The 19,129-nt window shown below is 63.6% G+C and carries 31 protein-coding genes; all 31 read right to left on the bottom strand.

From position 1 onward, the window contains the following. Positions 1–148: 148 nt before the first annotated feature. A complete protein-coding gene (gene rplQ / locus ACYX4S_RS05265; protein WP_293722106.1) occupies positions 149–574 on the bottom strand; it encodes a 50S ribosomal protein L17 in 426 nt (141 codons plus the stop codon). Between the two features lie 69 nt (positions 575–643). After that, positions 644–1,666 (bottom strand): DNA-directed RNA polymerase subunit alpha, encoded by a 1,023-nt coding sequence (locus ACYX4S_RS05260; protein ID WP_422069201.1) that lies wholly within the window; start codon positions 1,664–1,666, stop codon positions 644–646. Positions 1,667–1,749: 83 nt separating this feature from the next. Beyond that, positions 1,750–2,139, bottom strand: coding sequence for a 30S ribosomal protein S11 (gene rpsK / locus ACYX4S_RS05255; RefSeq protein ID WP_293722110.1), 390 nt, complete (start codon positions 2,137–2,139; stop codon positions 1,750–1,752). 72 nt (positions 2,140–2,211) lie between these two features. Further along, the gene (gene rpsM / locus ACYX4S_RS05250; protein ID WP_293722113.1) at positions 2,212–2,580 is read right to left on the bottom strand and encodes a 30S ribosomal protein S13; all 369 of its coding nucleotides are present in this window, start codon (positions 2,578–2,580) and stop codon (positions 2,212–2,214) included. Positions 2,581–2,741: 161 nt separating this feature from the next. Further along, the gene (locus ACYX4S_RS05245; protein WP_293722116.1) at positions 2,742–3,338 is read right to left on the bottom strand and encodes an adenylate kinase; all 597 of its coding nucleotides are present in this window, start codon (positions 3,336–3,338) and stop codon (positions 2,742–2,744) included. Beyond that, complete coding sequence (gene secY, locus ACYX4S_RS05240; RefSeq protein WP_293722118.1) at positions 3,335–4,669, bottom strand: preprotein translocase subunit SecY; 1,335 nt, start codon at positions 4,667–4,669, stop codon at positions 3,335–3,337. The genes ACYX4S_RS05245 and secY overlap by 4 nt, the downstream gene beginning before the upstream one ends. Before the next feature lie 48 nt (positions 4,670–4,717). Then, positions 4,718–5,188, bottom strand: a complete 471-nt coding sequence (gene rplO, locus ACYX4S_RS05235; RefSeq protein WP_476362130.1) for a 50S ribosomal protein L15 — start codon at positions 5,186–5,188, stop codon at positions 4,718–4,720. 16 nt (positions 5,189–5,204) lie between these two features. Next, positions 5,205–5,396 (bottom strand): 50S ribosomal protein L30, encoded by a 192-nt coding sequence (rpmD, locus tag ACYX4S_RS05230; RefSeq protein WP_422069202.1) that lies wholly within the window; start codon positions 5,394–5,396, stop codon positions 5,205–5,207. Positions 5,397–5,438: 42 nt separating this feature from the next. After that, positions 5,439–6,011, bottom strand: coding sequence for a 30S ribosomal protein S5 (gene rpsE, locus ACYX4S_RS05225; RefSeq protein ID WP_422069203.1), 573 nt, complete (start codon positions 6,009–6,011; stop codon positions 5,439–5,441). A 41-nt stretch (positions 6,012–6,052) separates the two neighbouring features. Continuing rightward, a complete protein-coding gene (gene rplR / locus ACYX4S_RS05220) occupies positions 6,053–6,415 on the bottom strand; it encodes a 50S ribosomal protein L18 (RefSeq protein WP_293722127.1) in 363 nt (120 codons plus the stop codon). Positions 6,416–6,426: 11 nt separating this feature from the next. Next, the gene (rplF, locus tag ACYX4S_RS05215; RefSeq protein WP_422069204.1) at positions 6,427–6,960 is read right to left on the bottom strand and encodes a 50S ribosomal protein L6; all 534 of its coding nucleotides are present in this window, start codon (positions 6,958–6,960) and stop codon (positions 6,427–6,429) included. A 41-nt stretch (positions 6,961–7,001) separates the two neighbouring features. Next, positions 7,002–7,400 (bottom strand): 30S ribosomal protein S8, encoded by a 399-nt coding sequence (gene rpsH / locus ACYX4S_RS05210; RefSeq protein WP_293722131.1) that lies wholly within the window; start codon positions 7,398–7,400, stop codon positions 7,002–7,004. A gap of 10 nt (positions 7,401–7,410) precedes the next feature. After that, a complete protein-coding gene (gene rpsN, locus ACYX4S_RS05205; RefSeq protein WP_293722133.1) occupies positions 7,411–7,716 on the bottom strand; it encodes a 30S ribosomal protein S14 in 306 nt (101 codons plus the stop codon). A 24-nt stretch (positions 7,717–7,740) separates the two neighbouring features. Beyond that, complete coding sequence (gene rplE / locus ACYX4S_RS05200) at positions 7,741–8,301, bottom strand: 50S ribosomal protein L5 (RefSeq protein WP_293722135.1); 561 nt, start codon at positions 8,299–8,301, stop codon at positions 7,741–7,743. Further along, positions 8,294–8,611, bottom strand: coding sequence for a 50S ribosomal protein L24 (gene rplX, locus ACYX4S_RS05195; RefSeq protein WP_293722137.1), 318 nt, complete (start codon positions 8,609–8,611; stop codon positions 8,294–8,296). The genes rplE and rplX overlap by 8 nt, the downstream gene beginning before the upstream one ends. After that, positions 8,611–8,979, bottom strand: coding sequence for a 50S ribosomal protein L14 (gene rplN, locus ACYX4S_RS05190; RefSeq protein ID WP_293722139.1), 369 nt, complete (start codon positions 8,977–8,979; stop codon positions 8,611–8,613). The genes rplX and rplN overlap by 1 nt, the downstream gene beginning before the upstream one ends. 56 nt (positions 8,980–9,035) lie before the next feature. Next, positions 9,036–9,278, bottom strand: coding sequence for a 30S ribosomal protein S17 (rpsQ, locus tag ACYX4S_RS05185; RefSeq protein ID WP_422069206.1), 243 nt, complete (start codon positions 9,276–9,278; stop codon positions 9,036–9,038). 10 nt (positions 9,279–9,288) lie between these two features. Beyond that, entirely contained in the window at positions 9,289–9,489 is a 201-nt protein-coding gene (gene rpmC / locus ACYX4S_RS05180) for a 50S ribosomal protein L29 (RefSeq protein ID WP_422069207.1), read from the bottom strand. 22 nt (positions 9,490–9,511) lie between these two features. Beyond that, entirely contained in the window at positions 9,512–9,925 is a 414-nt protein-coding gene (gene rplP, locus ACYX4S_RS05175) for a 50S ribosomal protein L16 (RefSeq protein ID WP_293722145.1), read from the bottom strand. Positions 9,926–9,967: 42 nt separating this feature from the next. Next, a complete protein-coding gene (rpsC, locus tag ACYX4S_RS05170; RefSeq protein ID WP_293722147.1) occupies positions 9,968–10,684 on the bottom strand; it encodes a 30S ribosomal protein S3 in 717 nt (238 codons plus the stop codon). Next, positions 10,684–11,064 (bottom strand): 50S ribosomal protein L22, encoded by a 381-nt coding sequence (rplV, locus tag ACYX4S_RS05165; RefSeq protein WP_293722150.1) that lies wholly within the window; start codon positions 11,062–11,064, stop codon positions 10,684–10,686. Before rplV ends, rpsC begins: the two co-directional genes overlap by 1 nt. A gap of 2 nt (positions 11,065–11,066) precedes the next feature. Next, entirely contained in the window at positions 11,067–11,345 is a 279-nt protein-coding gene (gene rpsS, locus ACYX4S_RS05160; RefSeq protein WP_293722152.1) for a 30S ribosomal protein S19, read from the bottom strand. Between the two features lie 12 nt (positions 11,346–11,357). Beyond that, complete coding sequence (gene rplB, locus ACYX4S_RS05155) at positions 11,358–12,191, bottom strand: 50S ribosomal protein L2 (RefSeq protein ID WP_293722154.1); 834 nt, start codon at positions 12,189–12,191, stop codon at positions 11,358–11,360. A 15-nt stretch (positions 12,192–12,206) separates the two neighbouring features. Beyond that, on the bottom strand, positions 12,207–12,500 hold the full coding sequence (locus ACYX4S_RS05150; protein WP_293722156.1) for a 50S ribosomal protein L23: 294 nt from the start codon (positions 12,498–12,500) through the stop codon (positions 12,207–12,209). Continuing rightward, on the bottom strand, positions 12,497–13,117 hold the full coding sequence (rplD, locus tag ACYX4S_RS05145; protein WP_476362129.1) for a 50S ribosomal protein L4: 621 nt from the start codon (positions 13,115–13,117) through the stop codon (positions 12,497–12,499). The genes ACYX4S_RS05150 and rplD overlap by 4 nt, the downstream gene beginning before the upstream one ends. After that, positions 13,117–13,827, bottom strand: coding sequence for a 50S ribosomal protein L3 (rplC, locus tag ACYX4S_RS05140; RefSeq protein WP_293722160.1), 711 nt, complete (start codon positions 13,825–13,827; stop codon positions 13,117–13,119). Before rplC ends, rplD begins: the two co-directional genes overlap by 1 nt. A 23-nt stretch (positions 13,828–13,850) precedes the next feature. Next, a complete protein-coding gene (gene rpsJ, locus ACYX4S_RS05135) occupies positions 13,851–14,159 on the bottom strand; it encodes a 30S ribosomal protein S10 (RefSeq protein ID WP_029057583.1) in 309 nt (102 codons plus the stop codon). A gap of 55 nt (positions 14,160–14,214) precedes the next feature. Next, complete coding sequence (tuf, locus tag ACYX4S_RS05130; protein ID WP_476362123.1) at positions 14,215–15,390, bottom strand: elongation factor Tu; 1,176 nt, start codon at positions 15,388–15,390, stop codon at positions 14,215–14,217. A 49-nt stretch (positions 15,391–15,439) separates the two neighbouring features. After that, entirely contained in the window at positions 15,440–17,515 is a 2,076-nt protein-coding gene (gene fusA / locus ACYX4S_RS05125; protein ID WP_476362128.1) for an elongation factor G, read from the bottom strand. A 23-nt stretch (positions 17,516–17,538) separates the two neighbouring features. Next, the gene (gene rpsG / locus ACYX4S_RS05120) at positions 17,539–18,009 is read right to left on the bottom strand and encodes a 30S ribosomal protein S7 (RefSeq protein WP_422069210.1); all 471 of its coding nucleotides are present in this window, start codon (positions 18,007–18,009) and stop codon (positions 17,539–17,541) included. A gap of 799 nt (positions 18,010–18,808) precedes the next feature. Next, complete coding sequence (locus tag ACYX4S_RS05115; protein ID WP_422069211.1) at positions 18,809–19,108, bottom strand: regulator; 300 nt, start codon at positions 19,106–19,108, stop codon at positions 18,809–18,811. Between the last annotated feature and the right edge of the window lie 21 nt (positions 19,109–19,129).

The following is a 19,129-nucleotide window of genomic DNA, read 5'->3' as shown; positions in this document are numbered from 1 at the left end:
GACCCCAGATGTCGCTAACGTAGGCGTGTGGTTGTTAAAAGAACGATAATCGCGCGTTGTAAATCGCGTTCAATTTCAATGTCTTAAAAAACAAAAAACGCGCCGCAAAGACTTCCCTTAGGGAAACCTTCGCGGCGCGCCGGATCAATTACGCAGCGTCTTCAGAAGCCTGCTCGGCCTCGACGCGGGCACGGTCCACGGCACCACGGGCCTCGACGTCGCGATCGACGAACTCGATCACGGCGAGCGGCGCGTTGTCGCCATGGCGGAAGCCGGCCTTGAGGACGCGGGTGTAACCACCGTTGCGGCCCTTGTAGCGCTCCGCAAGCGTGTCGAACAGCTTGCGGACGAGCACGACGTCGCGGATCTCCGCGATCGCCTGGCGACGTGCGTGCAGGTCACCACGCTTGCCCAGGGTAACAAGCTTCTCGACGATCGGACGCAGTTCCTTCGCCTTGGGAAGGGTGGTCACGATCTGCTCATGCTCGATCAGGGACGCCGACATGTTGGCGAACATCGCCTTGCGGTGGCTCGACGTCCGGTTGAGCTTGCGACCGCGATTGCCGTGGCGCATGGCTCTCTCCTTTTCTAGTGAGGGCGGATCAGGCCGCCTCTCGATACCGGGAAGACCGCGCTTGCGCGATCAGTACTGATGATCTTCGTAGCGCTTGGCGAGCTCGTCGATGTTCTCCGGCGGCCAGTTGGCGACCTCCATGCCGAGATGGAGACCCATCTGGGCGAGAACTTCCTTGATCTCGTTGAGCGACTTGCGGCCGAAATTCGGCGTGCGCAGCATCTCCGCCTCGGTCTTCTGAATGAGATCGCCAATATACACGATATTGTCGTTCTTCAGACAGTTGGCCGAACGCACCGACAGCTCGAGCTCGTCGACCTTCTTGAGAAGCGCCGGGTTGAAGGCGAGTTCGGGGACGGTGTCCTCCTTCACCTCGCGACGCGGCTCCTCGAAGTTGACGAAGATCGAGAGCTGGTCCTGAAGGATGCGCGCGGCAAAGGCCACCGCGTCCTCGGGAGCAACCGACCCGTCGGTCTCCACCGTGAGCGTGAGCTTGTCGTAGTCGAGCACCTGGCCCTCGCGGGTGTTCTCGACCTTGTAGGAGACCTTGCGCACCGGCGAATAGAGGCTGTCGACCGGGATGAGACCGATCGGCGCGTCTTCCGGACGGTTGCGCTCCGCAGGCACATAGCCCTTGCCGGTGTTGACCGTGAACTCCATGCGGATCTCGGCGCCCTCGTCGAGGGTGCACAGGACGAGATCGGGGTTCAGAACCTCGATGTCGCCGACCGTCTGGATGTCACCGGCCGTCACCATGCCAGGACCCTGCTTGCGCACGACCATGCGCTTGGGGCCCTCGCCCTGCATGCTGAGCGCGATCTCCTTGATGTTCAGGATGATGTCGGTGACATCCTCGCGAACACCCGGGATGGACGAAAACTCGTGCAGCACGCCGTCGATCTGGACAGCGGTGACCGCCGCACCCTGGAGCGACGACAGGAGAATGCGACGCAGCGCATTGCCGAGCGTCAGACCGAAACCACGCTCGAGCGGCTCGGCGACGACGGCGCCCAGAAGGCGCGGATCGTGACCGGGCTTTACCTCAAGCTTGTTCGGCTTGATCAGTTCCTGCCAGTTCTTGTGAATGCTCAATATCTTTCCTCCGGCTGTCCCGCCGGTGCCGCGTACGGTCCGGCCATGCTGTGCCATGGGAATGAAGGGAGTGCGACTGGTCCTCAGACGCGGCGGCGCTTGCGCGGACGGCACCCGTTGTGCGGGATCGGCGTCACGTCGCGGATGGAGGTCACCATGAAGCCGGCGGCCTGCAGCGCGCGAAGCGCGGACTCACGTCCCGAACCCGGGCCGCGAACCTCGACCTCGAGGGTGCGCATGCCGTGATCGGCGGCCTTGCGGGCAGCGTCCTCGGCAGCCATCTGGGCCGCGTACGGGGTCGACTTGCGCGAGCCCTTGAAGCCCATGGCGCCGGCCGACGACCAAGAGATCGCGTTGCCCTGGGCATCCGTGATCGTGATCATGGTGTTGTTGAACGTCGAGTTCACATGCGCGACGCCGGAGGAAATGTTCTTCCGTTCGCGACGACGAACGCGCGTGGTGTCTTTTGCCATTGTATTGTCCTTTGCTCGATCTCGTCACCGCCGTTGACCGGCGGCTCCACCGAACCGATCCGTGATCGGAACTTACTTCTTCTTGCCGGCGATCGGCTTCGCCGGACCCTTGCGGGTACGGGCGTTCGTGTGCGTCCGCTGGCCGCGCACCGGCAGGCCACGACGGTGACGCAGGCCGCGGTAGCAGCCAAGGTCCATCAGACGCTTGATGTTCATTGCCACTTCACGGCGAAGGTCGCCCTCGACGATGTAGTCGCGGTCGATCGTCTCGCGCATCGCCAGAACTTCGGCGTCGCTGAGCTCGTTGACGCGGCGCTCGGGGGCGATGTTCACCTTCTGGATGATCTCCTGGGCGAACTTCGGGCCGATGCCGTGAATGTACTGAAGCGCGATGACGACGCGCTTGTTCGTCGGAATGTTGACGCCTGCGATACGGGCCAATGCCGTCTCCATGTTCGGGCGCCCTTCCTGTCATGGAAGAAGCGCCGGGTTGCCCCCGCGTCCGGTGGAGCCCGGCCCTTGCGGGGAATCAGGTGCACAAACGCATCCGTGCCGCGCTGGCCGCGCGACGCGAATGCGGATCTTGTGGCAGAGCGGGAGCCTTAGCTTGCCGCCGACACTGCGTCAAGCGCGGAATCGATCTGCGCCGACACGTCATCGATCGACTTCATGCCGTCGATGGCGGTGAGCAGACCGCGCTCGCGATAGTAGGGCGCGACAACCGCTGTATCGCGATTGTAGGCCTCGAGCCGCTGCTTGAAGATCTCGGGATCATCGTCCTTGCGCACGGGCTCGCCCGCCGCCTTGGCCTCCGAGGCCCGCTTGATGATCCGGTTCACGAGCTGGGTCTGGTCGACCTCGAGTTCGAGAACGGCATCCAGCTTCAGCCCCTTCTCCTCCAGCATCCGGTCCAGGGCCTCGGCCTGGGCAAGGGTGCGGGGAAATCCGTCGAGGATGAACCCCTTGCGGGCATCCTCTTCCTCGATCCGGTCGGCAACGATGCCGACCACGATCTCGTCGGACACCAGTCCGCCGGCATCCATGACGGCCTTGGCCTTCTGTCCCACCGGCGTCTGGGCCGCGACCGCGGCCCGGAGCATGTCGCCGGTCGAGAGCTGCGGAATGCCGTGCCTTGCGACCAGACGCGACGCCTGGGTTCCCTTGCCCGCCCCCGGCGGCCCGAGAAAGATCAACCTCATCTGCGCTTCCCCCTGAGCTTCGACTTCTTCACCAGTCCCTCATACTGATGCGCGAGCAGATGGCCCTGGATCTGCGAAACCGTATCCATGGTCACGCTGACGACGATCAGCAGCGAGGTGCCACCGAAGTAGAACGGAACGCCCGTCGCGGAAATGAGGAATTCGGGTAAGAGACAGACCAGGACGATATAGATGGCGCCAACAGCGGTGATGCGCGTCAGGACATAGTCGATGTACTGCGCGGTCCGCTCGCCCGGACGAATGCCCGGAATGAAGCCGCCGTGCTTCTTCAGGTTGTCGGCCGTGTCCTCAGGATTGAACACAATCGCCGTGTAGAAGAAGCAGAAGAAGATGATCAGCGCCGAATAGAGCGCCATGTAGAGCGGCTGCCCGTGCCCGAGCAGTGCCGTCACCGTCGTGAGCCACCCGGACGCCTCCCCCGTCGTGCCGAGACCGGACAGCGTCGCGGGAACCAGCAGCAGCGAGGACGCGAAGATCGGAGGAATCACGCCGGCGGTGTTGAGCTTCAGCGGCAGGAACGAGGTGTTGCCCTCGAACATGCGGTTGCCCATCTGCCGCTTCGGATACTGGATCAGCAGGCGGCGCTGCGCGCGCTCCATGAACACGATCAGGGCGATCACGACCACCGACAGCAGCAGCAGAACGATGATGATCGGGGTCGCCAGCGCGCCCTGGCGGCCAAGCTCAAGCGTCGAGGCAAGCGCGGCCGGAAGGCCTGCGACGATGCCCGCGAAGATGATGAGCGAAATGCCGTTGCCGATGCCGCGTGACGTGATCTGCTCGCCGAGCCACATCAGGAACATCGTACCACCGACCATCGTGATGACGGTGCTGATACGGAAGAACCAGCCCGGATCCGCCACCACGTTGGTGGCCGACTCCAGACCCACCGCAAGGCCGTAGGCCTGCACCGTCGCCAGAAGCACGGTGCCGTAGCGGGTATACTGGTTGATGACCTTGCGGCCCTGTTCGCCTTCCTTCTTCAGCGCCTCGAGCGAGGGAACGACCGACGTGAGGAGCTGAATGATGATGGAGGCGGAGATGTACGGCATGATGCCGAGCGCAAGGATCGCCATGCGCGACACGGCACCGCCGGTGAACATGTTGAACAGGCCGACGATGCCATGCTGGGCCTGACCGAAGGCCTGCGCGAAGGCGTCGGGGTTGATTCCGGGAAGCGGCACGTAAGTGCCGAACCGATACACAAGAAGCGCACCCAGTGTGAACCAGATACGCTTCTTCAGTTCCTCGGCTTTGGCGAAAGCTGAAAAATTCAGATTAGCCGCTAGCTGTTCGGCAGCAGATGCCATTCCAGGCTCCGGTCAGAAGAGTACGTTCGGAAGTGGGAAAACCCAGGCTTATTCAGCCTGGGCTCCGATAATCGCGACCTTGCCGCCAGCCTTCTCGACGGCCTCGACGGCAGCCTTGGAGGCGCCGGCGATTTCGAAGGTGACCGCGGTCTTGAGCTCGCCGTCGGACAGGAGACGGACGCCGTCCTTGACGCGACGGATCACGCCGGCGGCCTTGAGGGCCTCCGCGTTGACCGCCTGCGACGCGTCGAGCTTGCCCGCCTCGATGGCGACCTGCACGCGACCGATGGAAACGGCCGTGTAGGACTTCGCGAAGATGTTCGTGAAGCCGCGCTTCGGCAGGCGACGGTGAAGCGGCATCTGGCCGCCCTCGAAGCCCTTGATGGCGACGCCCGAACGGGACTTCTGGCCCTTCACGCCACGTCCGCCGGTCTTGCCCTTGCCGGAGCCGATGCCGCGACCGACGCGCATGCGGTCCTTCGTGGCACCCGGGTTGTCCCGGAGATCATTCAGTTTCATTGTCTGTCTCCCGCACTCACGCTTCGTCGACGACGCGCACAAGGTGCTGAACCTTCCGGATCATGCCACGCACTTCCGGGGTGTCCTTCAGGGTCGAGCGCCGGCGCATCTTGTTGAGACCGAGGCCGACAAGAGTCGCCCGCTGGTCCTTCGGGCGCCGGATCGGGCTGCCCACCTGCTCGACCGTAACGGTCTTATCGTTCGCCATGGAACCAAGCCTTTCTCAAGCTGGGGTCGGCAGACGCCGGGATCAACCCTCGGCGGCCGGGATGCTGTCGTCGATGTCGCGGCGACGCGACTGGATCTGCGACACCTTGAGGCCACGGCGGGCAGCGACCGAACGCGGGCTGTCCTCGTGCTTCAGGGCCTCGAAGGTCGCCCGAACCATGTTGTACGGGTTCGCCGAACCCAGCGACTTCGCCACCACGTCCTGGACGCCGAGCGTCTCGAACACGGCACGCATCGGACCACCGGCGATGATGCCGGTACCGGCCGGAGCGGCGCGAAGCACCACCTTGCCGGCGCCGTGACGGCCGTTGACGTCGTGATGCAGCGTACGCCCCTCGCGGAGCGGCACGCGGATCATCGAACGCTTCGCAGCCTCGGTCGCCTTGCGGATCGCCTCGGGCACCTCACGGGCCTTGCCGTGACCAAAGCCAACGCGGCCCTTCTGGTCGCCGACGACGACGAGAGCGGCAAAGCCGAAACGACGGCCGCCCTTCACCACCTTGGCAACGCGGTTGATGTGCACCAGCTTGTCGACGAACTCGCTGTCGCGCTGATCCCGATCGCCGCCGCGCTCCCGATTATCCTGTCTCGCCATGATATTCGCTTTCGTTTGTCTGTGAGCGTCTTGAACGACGATCAGAATTCCAGTCCGCCCTCACGCGCTGCGTCGGCAAGAGCCTTGACGCGGCCGTGAAACAGATAGCCACCACGGTCGAACACGACCTGGGTGACACCGGCTGCCTTGGCGCGCTCGGCGAGCGCCTTGCCAACGGCCGCGGCGGCGGCAGTGTTGGCGCCCGAGGCCAGCTCGGTGCGCAGATCCTTGTCGAGCGACGAGGCGGAGGCCAGCGTGTGGCCCTTCACGTCGTCGATGATCTGCGCGTAGATCTGCTTGGAGGAACGGTGAACCGAAAGCCGCGGGCGGCCGTTCAGAACCTTTTTGATCGAACGACGGACGCGGTCGCGGCGGCGCTCGAAGAGTGTCTTGGTCTTCGCCATGATCCCGTCCGTTACTTCTTCTTGCCTTCCTTACGGACGATGTACTCGCCCGCATAGCGAACGCCCTTGCCCTTGTACGGCTCGGGCGGGCGGTAATCGCGGATCTCGGCCGCGACCTGTCCCACGCGCTGCTTGTCGATGCCGGAGATGACGATCTCCGTCGGCTTCGGACACGCAACCTCGATGCCCTCGGGCATCGCATGGACGACATCATGGGAGAAACCGAGCGCAAGCTGCAGGTTCTTGCCCTGCACCTGCGCGCGGTAACCGACGCCAGTGATCTCGAGCTTCTTCTCGAAGCCCTTGCTGACGCCCGTCACGAGGTTCTCGACCATGGTGCGGGACATGCCCCACATCGCACGCGCGGGCTTGGTGTCCACGCGCGGGTTCACCTTGATCCCCTCGTCCGTCATCTCGGCCAGGACCAGGTCATTGAGCACGAAGGAAAGCGTTCCCTTCGGTCCCTTGACCTCGATGTTCTGACCGTTGATCGTTGCCGTTACCCCGCTCGGCACGGGGACTGGCTTCTTGCCAATTCGAGACATATGACCAACCTGTCCAGTTCTTCAGCGGGATGTCCGCCGCATCAGAAGACGCGGCAGAGCACCTCACCACCAACATTGCTTTCCCGGGCGTCATGATCCGCCATCACGCCACGCGGCGTGGAGAGAATCGAGACACCGAGGCCGTTCGCGACGCGCGGGATGTTCCTCACCGAGGAATAGACCCGCCGACCCGGCTTGGAAACCCGCTCGATGGAACGGATCACCGGCTCGCCGTCGAAATACTTGAGCTCGATCTCGAGCTCGGACTTGCCGCCCTCGTACTCGACCGTCGAATAGCCGCGGATATACCCTTCCGAGGCCAGTACGTCGAGTACATGTTCGCGCAATTTCGACGCCGGAGACGTCACCTTGCTCTTGCGCCGCATCTGGGCATTGCGGATGCGGGTGAGCATATCGCCCAGGGGATCGGAAATCGCCATGGGATTCTCCTTACCAGCTCGACTTCACGAGGCCCGGGATAAGTCCCTTCGAGCCCAGTTCGCGAAGCGCGACGCGCGACATCTTCAGCTTGCGGTAGTAGGCACGGGGGCGACCCGTGACCTCGCAGCGGTTGCGCAGGCGGACTTCCGCCGAATTACGCGGAAGCTTGGCCAGCTTCAGACGCGCCGCATAACGCTCTTCGAGCGACAGGCTCTCGTCGTTGGCGGCGGCCTTCAGGGCCGAACGCTTTTCCGCATATTTCTTGACCAGCCGCTCGCGCCGCTTGTTCTTCTCGACCGCGCTTTTCTTCGCCATCGTTCTGTCCTCGTTCCTTTCCCGTTACGCCTTGCGGAACGGGAAGTTGAACGCGCGCAGAAGCTCGCGCGCCTCGTCGTCCGTCTTCGCGCTCGTGCACACGATCACGTCAAGGCCCCAGATCTGGTCGACCTTGTCGTAGTTGATCTCCGGGAACACGATGTGCTCCTTGATGCCCATGGCGTAGTTGCCCCGGCCGTCGAAGCTCTTCGCATTCAGGCCACGGAAGTCACGCACGCGCGGCAGCGCGATGGTGATCAGGCGGTCGAGGAATTCGTACATCCGCTCGCCACGCAGGGTCACCTTCGCACCCAGCGGCATCCCCTCGCGCACCTTGAAGGTGGCGATGGACTTGCGCGCCTTGGTGATCACCGGCTTCTGACCGGCGATTGCCGCGAGATCCTCGGCAGCGATCTTGGCCTTCTTGCTGTCGGCCACCGCTTCGCCAACGCCCATGTTGAGAACGATCTTCTCGAGCGCAGGGATCTGCATCGCGTTCTTGTAGTTGTACTTCTCCTGCAGCGCAGGACGGATCTTGTCGAGATATTCCGTCTTGAGCCGCGGAGCCGTTTTCGTCTCAGCCATCGATCAGATCCCCCGAGCGCTTGGCCACGCGCACCTTGGTGCCGTCTTCCTTCACCTGGAACCCGACACGGGTCGCCTTGCCGTCCTTCGGATCAGCGATCGCGAGGTTCGACAGGTGCACCGGGAGTTCCTTGCTGATGATCCCGCCTTCCTGCTGGGCCGACTGGCGCTGGTGGCGACGAACGACGTTCACGCCCCGCACCACGGCCTTGTTGTCGGCAGGAATGACCTGGAGGATCTCACCGGTCTTGCCCTTGTCGCGACCGGTCAGCACGACGACCGTGTCGCCCTTCTTGAGCTTGGCAGCCATTACAGCACCTCCGGAGCGAGCGAAATCACCTTCATGTGGTTCTTCGCACGCAGCTCGCGCGGAACCGGACCGAAGATACGGGTCCCGACCGGTTCCTTGTTGTTGTTGACCAGCACGGCCGCATTGCGGTCGAACCGGATCACCGAGCCATCGGGACGGCGAATGTCCTTCGCCGTGCGCACGACAACCGCTTTCATCACGTCGCCCTTCTTGACGCGGCCGCGCGGGTTAGCCTCCTTGACGCTGACGACAATGATGTCGCCAACGCTGGCATACTTCCGCTTCGAGCCGCCGAGCACCTTGATGCACATGACACGACGGGCGCCGGAATTGTCCGCCACGTCGAGGTTTGTTTGCATCTGAATCATGACTGGCCGCCTTGTTCTTCTTTCACCGCATGCGCTTCCGCGCCGCGGTAATCACGTCAGTCCGCGGTCGAACCCTCGACAACGGTCCAGGTTTTCGTCTTCGAGAACGGCGCGCATTCCTGGATGAAGACCAGGTCTCCAGCCTTGCACGCGTTGTTCTCGTCATGCGCCCGATACTTCTTCGTGCGGCGCACGGTCTTCTTGTACAGCGGGTGCGTGAAGCGCCGCTCCACGCGCACCGTCACCGTCTTGTCGTTGGCATCGCTGACAACGACGCCCTGCAGAACGCGCTTCGGCATCCCGTTCTCCTTACGCGCTTGTGGCCACGCGCTTTTCGCGCATGATCGTCTGAATGCGCGCGATGTCGCGCCGCACCTGGCGCACACGCGCCGTGTTCTCAAGCTGGCCCGTTGCCCGCTGGAAGCGCAGATTGAACTGCTCCTTCTTCAGCGTCTCGAGCTCGGTGCCCAGCTCGTCCAAGGTCTTAGCCCGAACGTCCGTCGCCTTCATGGCCCTGTCTCCTGGTCGTGCCTTAGTCGGCGATGCGCTGAACGAAACGGCACTTGATCGGCAGCTTCGCTGCCGCAAGGCGCATCGCCTCGCGCGCCGTGTCTTCCGGCACACCGTCAATCTCGAACATGATCCGGCCGGGCTTGACCTTGGCGGCCCAGAAGTCCGGCGAACCCTTACCCTTACCCATGCGCACTTCGGTCGGCTTCGACGAAACCGGCACGTCCGGGAAGATCCTGATCCACACACGGCCCGCACGCTTCATGTGACGGGTCATGGCACGACGGGCCGCCTCGATCTGGCGCGCGGTCACCCGCTCCGGCTCGACGGCCTTCAGGCCGAAGGCGCCGAAGTTGAGATCGGTACCGCCCTTCGCCGTGCCGTGGATCCGGCCCTTGTGCTGCTTGCGGAACTTAGTTCGCTTCGGTTGCAGCATCTCTTCTCTCTCGCTCTGCTACTGTCCGGAACGGGCCGTCGCTCACGCGGCGCGGCCACGCTCCCGACGTCCGCCACCCTGGTTCGTCCCGTCGCCCTCGACCGCGCGGCGCTCGGAAGCCATCGGGTCGTGCTCCAGGATCTCGCCCTTGAAGATCCACACCTTCACGCCGCACGTGCCATAGGCCGTGTGAGCCGTGGAAACACCGTAGTCGATGTCGGCACGCAGCGTGTGCAGCGGCACGCGGCCCTCGCGGTACCATTCGGTACGCGCGATCTCCGCGCCACCCAGACGACCGCCGCAGTTGATGCGGATGCCCTGGGCGCCCATGCGCATGGCCGACTGAACGGCACGCTTCATGGCACGGCGGAACGCGACGCGGCGCTCGAGCTGCTGCGAGATGCCGTCGGCGACGAGCTGGGCGTCAACCTCGGGCTTGCGCACCTCGACGATGTTGATGTGCACGTCGGACGAGGTCATCGCGGACAGCGCCTTGCGGAGCTTCTCGATGTCGGCGCCCTTCTTGCCGATGATGACACCGGGACGACCGGCGTGAACGGTGACGCGGCACTTCTTGTGCGGACGCTCGATCACGACCTTGGAAACGGCCGCCTGCTTCAGCTCCTTGAGGATGTACTCGCGAATGCGGAAATCCTCGTGGAGAAGCTCGCCATACTCGCCCTTGTCCGCGTACCAGCGCGAATCCCAGGTGCGGTTGATACCGAGGCGCAGGCCGATCGGGTTAACTTTGTGTCCCATCAGGCGGTCTCCTCGACTTCGCGAACGACGATGGTCAGGTTCGAGAACGGCTTCTCGATCCGGCCGACACGGCCACGAGCCCGCGGCTGGAAGCGCTTGATCACGAACGCCTTGCCGACGAAGGCTTCCGCCACCACGAGGCTGTCGGGATCGAGCTGATGATTGTTCTCGGCATTGGCGATTGCCGACATCAGGGTCTTCTTGACGTCGCCTGCAATGCGCTTGCGCGAGAAGGTCAGGTCGGCAATCGCCTTCTCGACCTTCTTGCCACGGATCGCGGCGGCGACCAGGTTCAGCTTGCGCGGCGAAACGCGCAGCATCCGGGCGATCGCCTTCGCCTCGTTGTCGGCGAGCGCGCGCTCGCCCTTCGGCTTGCCCATCGTTACTTCCTCTTCGCCTTCTTGTCCGCGCCGTGACCGTAGTACGTGCGGCTCGGCGAGAACTCGCCGAACTTGTGACCGATCATGTCCTCGGACACCAGCACGGGAACGTGCTTCTGGCCGTTGTAGACGCCGAACGTCAGACCCACGAACTGGGGCAGGATCGTCGAGCGGCGGCTCCACATCTTGATCACTTCGTTACGACCCGAGGCGCGGACTTTCTCTGCCTTCTTCAGCAGAAAACCGTCGACGAACGGGCCCTTCCAAACAGAACGTGCCATGTTCGGCCTCTCTTACTTCTTGCGCGCGTGGCGGCTGCGGACGATGAACTTGTCCGTGGCCTTGTTCGAACGGGTGCGCTTGCCCTTGGTCGGCTTGCCCCACGGAGTGACCGGATGACGGCCACCCGACGTGCGACCCTCACCACCACCATGCGGGTGATCGACCGGGTTCATCGCGACACCGCGGACATGCGGACGACGGCCCATCCAGCGCGAGCGGCCGGCCTTGCCCAGGTTCACGTTGCCGTGGTCCTGGTTGGAGACGGCGCCGATGGACGCCATGCAGGTGCCGAGGATGCGACGCTGCTCGCCCGACTGCAGGCGAACCGTCGTGTAACCCTGGTCACGACCGACGATCTGCGCGTAGGCACCGGCGGAGCGGGCGATCTGGCCACCCTTGCCCGGCTTCATCTCCACATTGTGTACGATGGTGCCGACCGGAATCGACGCCAGCGGCATCGCGTTGCCCGGCTTCACGTCGACCAGCTTGCCGGAGACGACCTTGTCGCCGACCGCCAGACGCTGCGGCGCCAGGATGTAGCTCAGCTCGCCGTCCTCATACTTGATGAGGGCGATGAAGGCCGTGCGGTTGGGATCGTACTCGATCCGCTCGACGGTCGCCGAAACGTCGGCCTTGGTGCGCTTGAAGTCGACCAGGCGATAGCGGCGCTTGTGACCGCCACCACGGTTCGGAGACGTCGTGCGGCCGGTGTTGTTGCGACCGCCGCTCTTCGAAAGACCCTCGGTCAGCGCCTTGACCGGCTTGCCCTTGTAGAGGCCAGCGCGGTCGACCATCACCAGCTGGCGGCGGCCGGGCGACGTCGGGTTAAAGGTCTTGAGTGCCATTTTTCCTCTCCGCCCTTACAGACCCGTCGTCACGTCGATCGACTGGCCGTCCTCGAGAGTGACAACCGCCTTCTTGACGTCCGACTGACGGCCGAAGCGGCCACGGAAACGCTTGGTCTTACCCTTGCGCACGAGCGTGTTGACCGCCGTCACCTTGACGCCGAACAGCTTCTCGACCGCAGCCTTGATCTCGGGCTTGGTCGCCGTCGGGGAGACGTTGAACACGACCTTGTTCTCTTCCGAGGCCATGGTCGCCTTCTCGGTGATCACCGGGGAAACGACCGTGTCGTAGTGCTTCAGGATGCTCATTTGAACCGCTCCTCGAGCGCCGTCACGGCGGCCTTGGTCAGGACGAGCTTTTCCCGGCGCAGGATGTCGTAGACGTTGATGCCGTCGATGGGCAGAACGTCGATCGCCGGAATGTTGCGCGATGCCAGGCAGAAGTTCCGGTCCAGATCGCTGCCGTCGATGACGAGAGCGTTCGACAGGCCGAGCTTGGCGAAGGAGGCGGCGAGCGCCTTGGTCTTCGCCTCGGTCGCGGCGGCGTTGTCGACGACGATCAGGCCCTCGGACTTGACCTTCGCGGACAGCGCATGACGCAGGCCGAGCGCGCGGATCTTCTTCGGCAGGTCGTGGGCATGGCTGCGAACGACCGGGCCGTGCGCCTTGCCACCGCCACGGAACTGCGGAGCCTTCTTGTTGCCGTGGCGCGCGCCGCCGGTGCCCTTCTGGCGGACGAACTTCTTCGTCGTGCCGGAAATCTCCGAACGCTGCTTCGCCTTGTGCGTACCCGCCTGGCGCCTGGCCAGCTGCCAGCGCACGACGCGGTGGATCAGGTCGGTGCGCGGATCGAGACCGAAGATCTCGTCGGACACCGTGATCGAACCGGCGGCGGCCCCGTCCAGGGTCTTCACCTCAAGTTCCATCACTCACTCTCCTTCTCGACCGCGGCCGCAGCGGTGGCTGCGCGGAACGCACCCGGCACCGGAACACCTTCCGGAAGCGCCTTCTTCACGGCATCGCGGATCAGGATCCAGCCACCCTTCGATCCCGGGACGGCGCCCTGGATCATGATCAGGCCGCGCTCCGGATCGGTGCGGACGATCTTGAGGTTCTGCGTGGTCACCTGCTCGGCGCCCATGTGGCCGGCCATCTTCTTGCCCTTGAAGACCTTGCCCGGATCCTGACACTGACCGATCGAGCCATGCGAACGGTGGGAAATCGACACGCCGTGCGAGGCGCGCAGACCACCGAAGTTGTGACGCTTCATGGCGCCCGCAAAACCCTTACCGATCGAGGTGCCCGTCACGTCGACGAACTGACCTTCGACAAAATGATCCGCCGTGATCTCAGCACCAACCTCGATCACGTTTTCCGCGGAAACGCGGAACTCGGCGAGCTTGCGCTTCGGCTCGACGCTGGCCACCGCAAAGTGTCCGCGCATCGCCTTGGGCGTGTTCTTCACCTTGGCCAGACCGGCGCCGACCTGCAGCGCGACATAGCCATTCTTCTCTTCCGTCCGGTGGGCGACGACCTGACAGTTTTCGAGCTTCAGCACCGTCACCGGCACATGCTCTCCCGCATCCGTGTAGATGCGCGTCATCCCAACCTTCTGTGCGATCACTCCAGAACGCATCGGCGTGTCCCCTTGTGAGCGCCTTACAGCTTGATCTCGACGTCGACACCGGCGGCCAGGTCGAGCTTCATCAGCGCGTCGACCGTCTGCGGCGTCGGATCAACGATGTCGAGAAGACGCTTGTGCGTGCGCATCTCGAACTGATCACGGCTCTTCTTGTCGATATGCGGGCCGCGAAGCACGGTGTACTTCTCGATCCGCGTGGGCAGCGGCACCGGGCCGCGCACCTGTGCACCGGTCCGTTTCGCCGTGGAGACGATCTCGCGGGTCGACGCATCGAGCACGCGATGATCGAACGCCTTGAGACGGATCCGAATGTTTTGACCGTTCATGTCTCAGTCCCCATGAGTGCGGCCCGCCGTGAACCGGCAAGCCGCCCCTGTTTCATTACTTGAGGATCGACGCGACGACGCCGGCTCCGACGGTGCGACCGCCTTCGCGGATAGCGAAGCGCAGGCCCTCTTCCATCGCGATCGGCACGATCAGCTCGACCTCGACCGACACGTTGTCGCCCGGCATCACCATCTCGGTGCCCTCGGGAAGGCTCACCACGCCCGTAACGTCCGTCGTGCGGAAGTAGAACTGCGGACGGTAGTTGGTGAAGAACGGCGTGTGACGGCCACCCTCTTCCTTCGTCAGGATGTAGGCCTCGGCCTTGAACTGCGTGTGCGGGGTAACAGAACCCGGCTTGCACAGAACCTGACCGCGCTCCACGTCCTCGCGACCGATGCCGCGGATCAGCGCGCCGATGTTGTCGCCGGCCTCGCCCTGGTCGAGCAGCTTGCGGAACATCTCGACGCCCGTGACGGTCGTCTTCTTCGTGTCGCGGATGCCGACGATCTCGACTTCCTCGCCGACCTTCACGACGCCACGCTCGACACGGCCCGTCACAACGGTGCCGCGACCCGAGATCGAGAACACGTCCTCGATCGGCATCAGGAACGGAAGGTCAACCGGACGCTCCGGGGTCGGGATGAAGTCGTCCACGTGAGCCATCAGCTCGCGGATCTTCTCCTCGCCGATGTTCGGGTCACGACCCTCGAGGGCCGCAAGAGCCGAACCCGCAACGATCGGAATGTCGTCGCCCGGGAACTCGTAGGACGAAAGCAGCTCGCGCACTTCCATCTCGACCAGCTCGAGGAGCTCCTCGTCGTCGACCTGGTCGACCTTGTTCAGGAACACCACAAGCGCCGGAACACCGACCTGACGGGCGAGCAGGATGTGCTCACGCGTCTGCGGCATCGGGCCGTCGGCGGCCGAACACACCAGGATCGCGCCGTCCATCTGCGCCGCACCCGTGATCATGTTCTTCACGTAGTCGGCGTGACCCGGGCAGTCCACGTGCGCGTAGTGACGGTTCTCCGTCTCGTACTCAACGTGCGCCGTCGAGATCGTGATGCCGCGGGCACGCTCTTCAGGCGCCGCGTCGATCATGTCGTACGCCTTGAAGTCGCCGAAGTACTTCGTGATCGCAGCCGTCAGCGTCGTCTTGCCGTGGTCAACGTGACCAATCGTGCCAATGTTAACGTGCGGCTTCGTCCGCTCAAACTTTGCTTTCGCCATCGGATTTCTCCGTACCTTCGTTCTTGAATATCAGTGGCGGTGTCAGTGATCAGGCGAACTTGGCCTGAACTTCCTGCGCAACGGCCTGCGGGACCTGCTCGTAATGATCGAAGACCATCGTGTACTGAGCGCGGCCCTGCGACATGGAGCGCAGGTTGTTGACGTAGCCGAACATGTTGGCCAGCGGGACCATCGCACTCACGACATTCACGATGCCGCGGTTCTCGGTGCCCGTGATCTGGCCACGGCGGGAGTTCAGGTCGCCGATCACGTCGCCCATGTACTCTTCCGGCGTGACGACCTCGACCTTCATGACCGGCTCGAGGAGCTTCGGCGAAGCCTTCGCGATACCCTCGCGGAAACCGGCGCGGGCAGCGATCTCGAAGGCCAGGACCGAGGAGTCGACGTCATGGTAGGCACCGTCGATGAGGGTCGCCTTGATGTCGACCATCGGGAAGCCTGCCAGGGGGCCCGAGGACATGACGCTCTCGATACCCTTGGTGACGCCCGGGATGTACTCCTTGGGCACCGAACCACCGACGATCGTGCTCGAGAACGTGTAACCGGCACCCGGCTCGTTCGGCTCGATCACCAGCTTGATGCGGGCGAACTGGCCCGTACCACCGGTCTGCTTCTTGTGCGTGTAGTCGATCTCGGCCTGACGGGTGATCGTCTCGCGGTAAGCCACCTGCGGCGCACCGATGTTGGCCTCGACCTTGAACTCGCGCTTCATGCGGTCGACGATGATGTCCAGATGAAGCTCGCCCATTCCGGCGATGATCGTCTGGCCGGATTCCTCGTCGGTCTTGACGCGGAAGGACGGATCCTCGGCAGCCAGACGGTTCAGGGCGAGGCCCATCTTCTCCTGGTCGCTCTTGGTCTTCGGCTCCACCGCGATCTCGATGACCGGGTCCGGGAACTCCATGCGCTCAAGGATGACCGGCTTCAGCGGATCGCAAAGCGTATCGCCCGTGGTGGTGTCCTTCAGACCCGCGATGGCCACGATGTCGCCGGCATAGGCAACGTCGATGTCCTCACGCGAGTTGGAGTGCATCTGCATCATGCGGCCGACACGCTCCTTCTTCTCCTTAACGGTGTTCTGGAGCGAAACGCCCTTGTTCAGAACGCCGGAGTAGATGCGGCAGAAGGTCAGCGAACCGACGAACGGATCGTTGGCGATCTTGAACGCCAGCATGGAGAGCGGCTCTTCATCGCCCGACTTGCGGAGGATTTCGCCCTCGGTCTTCGGGTCGATACCGCGGATCGCGGGAACCTCGACCGGGCTCGGCAGGTAGTCGACGACACCGTCGAGCAGCGGCTGAACGCCCTTGTTCTTGAAGGCGGAACCACAGAACACCGGCACGAACTCGCCGTTGATGGTGCCCTTGCGGATGAGAACCTTCAGGCCCTCGACCGTCGGCTCCTCGCCCTCGAGATACGCCTCCATCGCGGCCTCGTCAGCCTCGACGGCGGTCTCGATCAGCGTATCGCGGAATTCCTGGGCCTTGTCGACCAGGTCAGCCGGAATGTCGACCTCGTCCCAAGCGGCGCCGAGGGACTCGTCGCGCCAGATCAGGGCCTTCATCTTGAGCAGATCGACGACGCCGGCGAACTCGCTCTCGGCACCCACCGGAAGCTGCATGACCAGCGGCTTCGCACCAAGACGGGTCTTGATCATCTCGACGCAGCGGTAGAAGTCCGCACCGAGCTTGTCCATCTTGTTGACGAAGATCATCCGCGGGACGTGGTACTTGTCGGCCTGGCGCCAGACAGTCTCCGTCTGCGGCTCGACGCCGGCGTTGGCGTCCAGCAGGGCGACGGCACCGTCGAGCACGCGCAGGGAGCGCTCCACCTCAATGGTGAAGTCCACGTGACCCGGCGTGTCGATGATGTTCAGACGCTTCTCGTTCCAGAACGCGGTCGTGGCAGCGGACGTGATCGTGATGCCACGCTCCTGCTCCTGCTCCATCCAGTCCATGGTGGCAGCGCCGTCATGGACTTCGCCGATCTTGTGGCTACGGCCCGTGTAGAAGAGAATCCGCTCGGTCGTCGTGGTCTTGCCCGCGTCGATGTGGGCCATGATGCCGAAGTTGCGGTAATCTTCAATTTTGTGAGTGCGCGACATGATGCCAGCCTCTTCCGATCCGGTTACCAGCGATAGTGCGAGAACGCGCGGTTGGCCTCAGCCATCCGGTGCGTGTCCTCACGCTTCTTCACTGCGGTGCCACGGTTGTTGGCGGCATCGAGCAGCTCGCCGGACAGGCGATCGATCATCGTCGTCTCGTTGCGATTGCGCGCGGCGGCGATCAGCCAGCGAATGGCGAGCGCCTGACGACGGTCGGTGCGAACCTCGACCGGAACCTGGTAGGTGGCACCACCCACGCGGCGGGAGCGAACCTCAACCTGCGGCATGACGTTGTCGAGCGCGGCGTGGAAAACCTCGAGCGGGTTCTGACGAACCTTCGCCTCGATCGCGTCGAAGGCACCGTAGACGATGCTCTCGGCCACGGACTTCTTTCCGTGGTACATGATCGAGTTCATGAACTTTGTGACGACCGCATCCCCGAACTTCGGGTCGGGAATGATCTCGCGCTTTTCAGCCCTGTGACGGCGTGACATGACAGATCCTCAGACCTTGACCTTCCAAAGTACCAACCCGGGGCTGGCCTTTTTGCGCTCAACCTGGGGACCGGACACCGACCCCCGCGATAGGTGCGACCCGTAACCGGATCGCTGAAACCTTGCTCCGAACCCGCAGGCCCGGAATTATCCTCGGCGAAGACCCCGCACCGAAAGCCTCAGCTCATCGGACATACGGAATCGCGCCTGTTCCCGTCCGAGAAAGACAGGAAAGGCGCCCAATCGAGAGGACCACCCTTCAGAGCGGTCATGCTTGCGATTTTTTCTTCGCCTCGTAATCCCGGCAGCGTTTAAGCGACCTTTCGTTCCACGCTTGGCGCGTCGGAACGGTCAAGCGCTTACCGCCTGCCCTTGGGATGCGCGGAACCTACAGACACCCCCGCCGTCCGTCAAGCCCGGAACCCAAGAAAAACCGCGCGTTCGCGCGCCCTGCCTTCCGCCTGAGGAACCGCCCCTCCGACCCACGCACAACGCAATCTTCGGAAACCATGAAAGGCAAAACGGCAAACAATATTGCTTTGGTGCACACCAATCGGGACAACGCCCCGCACGGCCTTCGTCGGGCCCTGCCCTTTCCCGTTGACGAAACACGCAAACCGGGTGGTCCCGTAAACCATCGGGAAACCTTTTGCGCGGAACGGGAGCGGAAGCGGCTGCCCGATTCCCCCTCTCCCGATCCCGTCGATTCCATTCATCGCCCTGTCCGTGATTCCCGCTCCTCGGGACGTCACTGATTCCCAAAGATGATTCCCTCTCTGCCAGGGCGATCATGCAGGCATCACGCGCGGATGGCGATAACGGCCACCTCCCCGGCAAGGGCGTCCTCGTAGGCGGCCTCGTAGGTCGGATCGTCCGGTTCTTCCAGCACCACGCCGATGCGATCGAGCTCGGCCGTCGCATATCCCTCCCCCGCCAGGGCCTCGAGTGCCCGCCGCACGGCACTGTCCTCGTCCGGCGCCTGCAGCAGGATGTGCAGCTCGGTATCCTCCTCCGGAGTGCCAAGCTCCTCGCGCCTGCCGCGCCCGAATATGACGTAGATGGTCGGCTCGGCGGTCTCGCCCGTTCCGTTCATGCTCATGTCGTGTCCTTCGGAACCTGT

The organism is Stappia sp. ABD4_338, from assembly GCF_056312175.1.
Note: the sequence above shows the minus strand (reverse complement) of the source record. Positions and strands in the feature narration are given on the sequence as shown.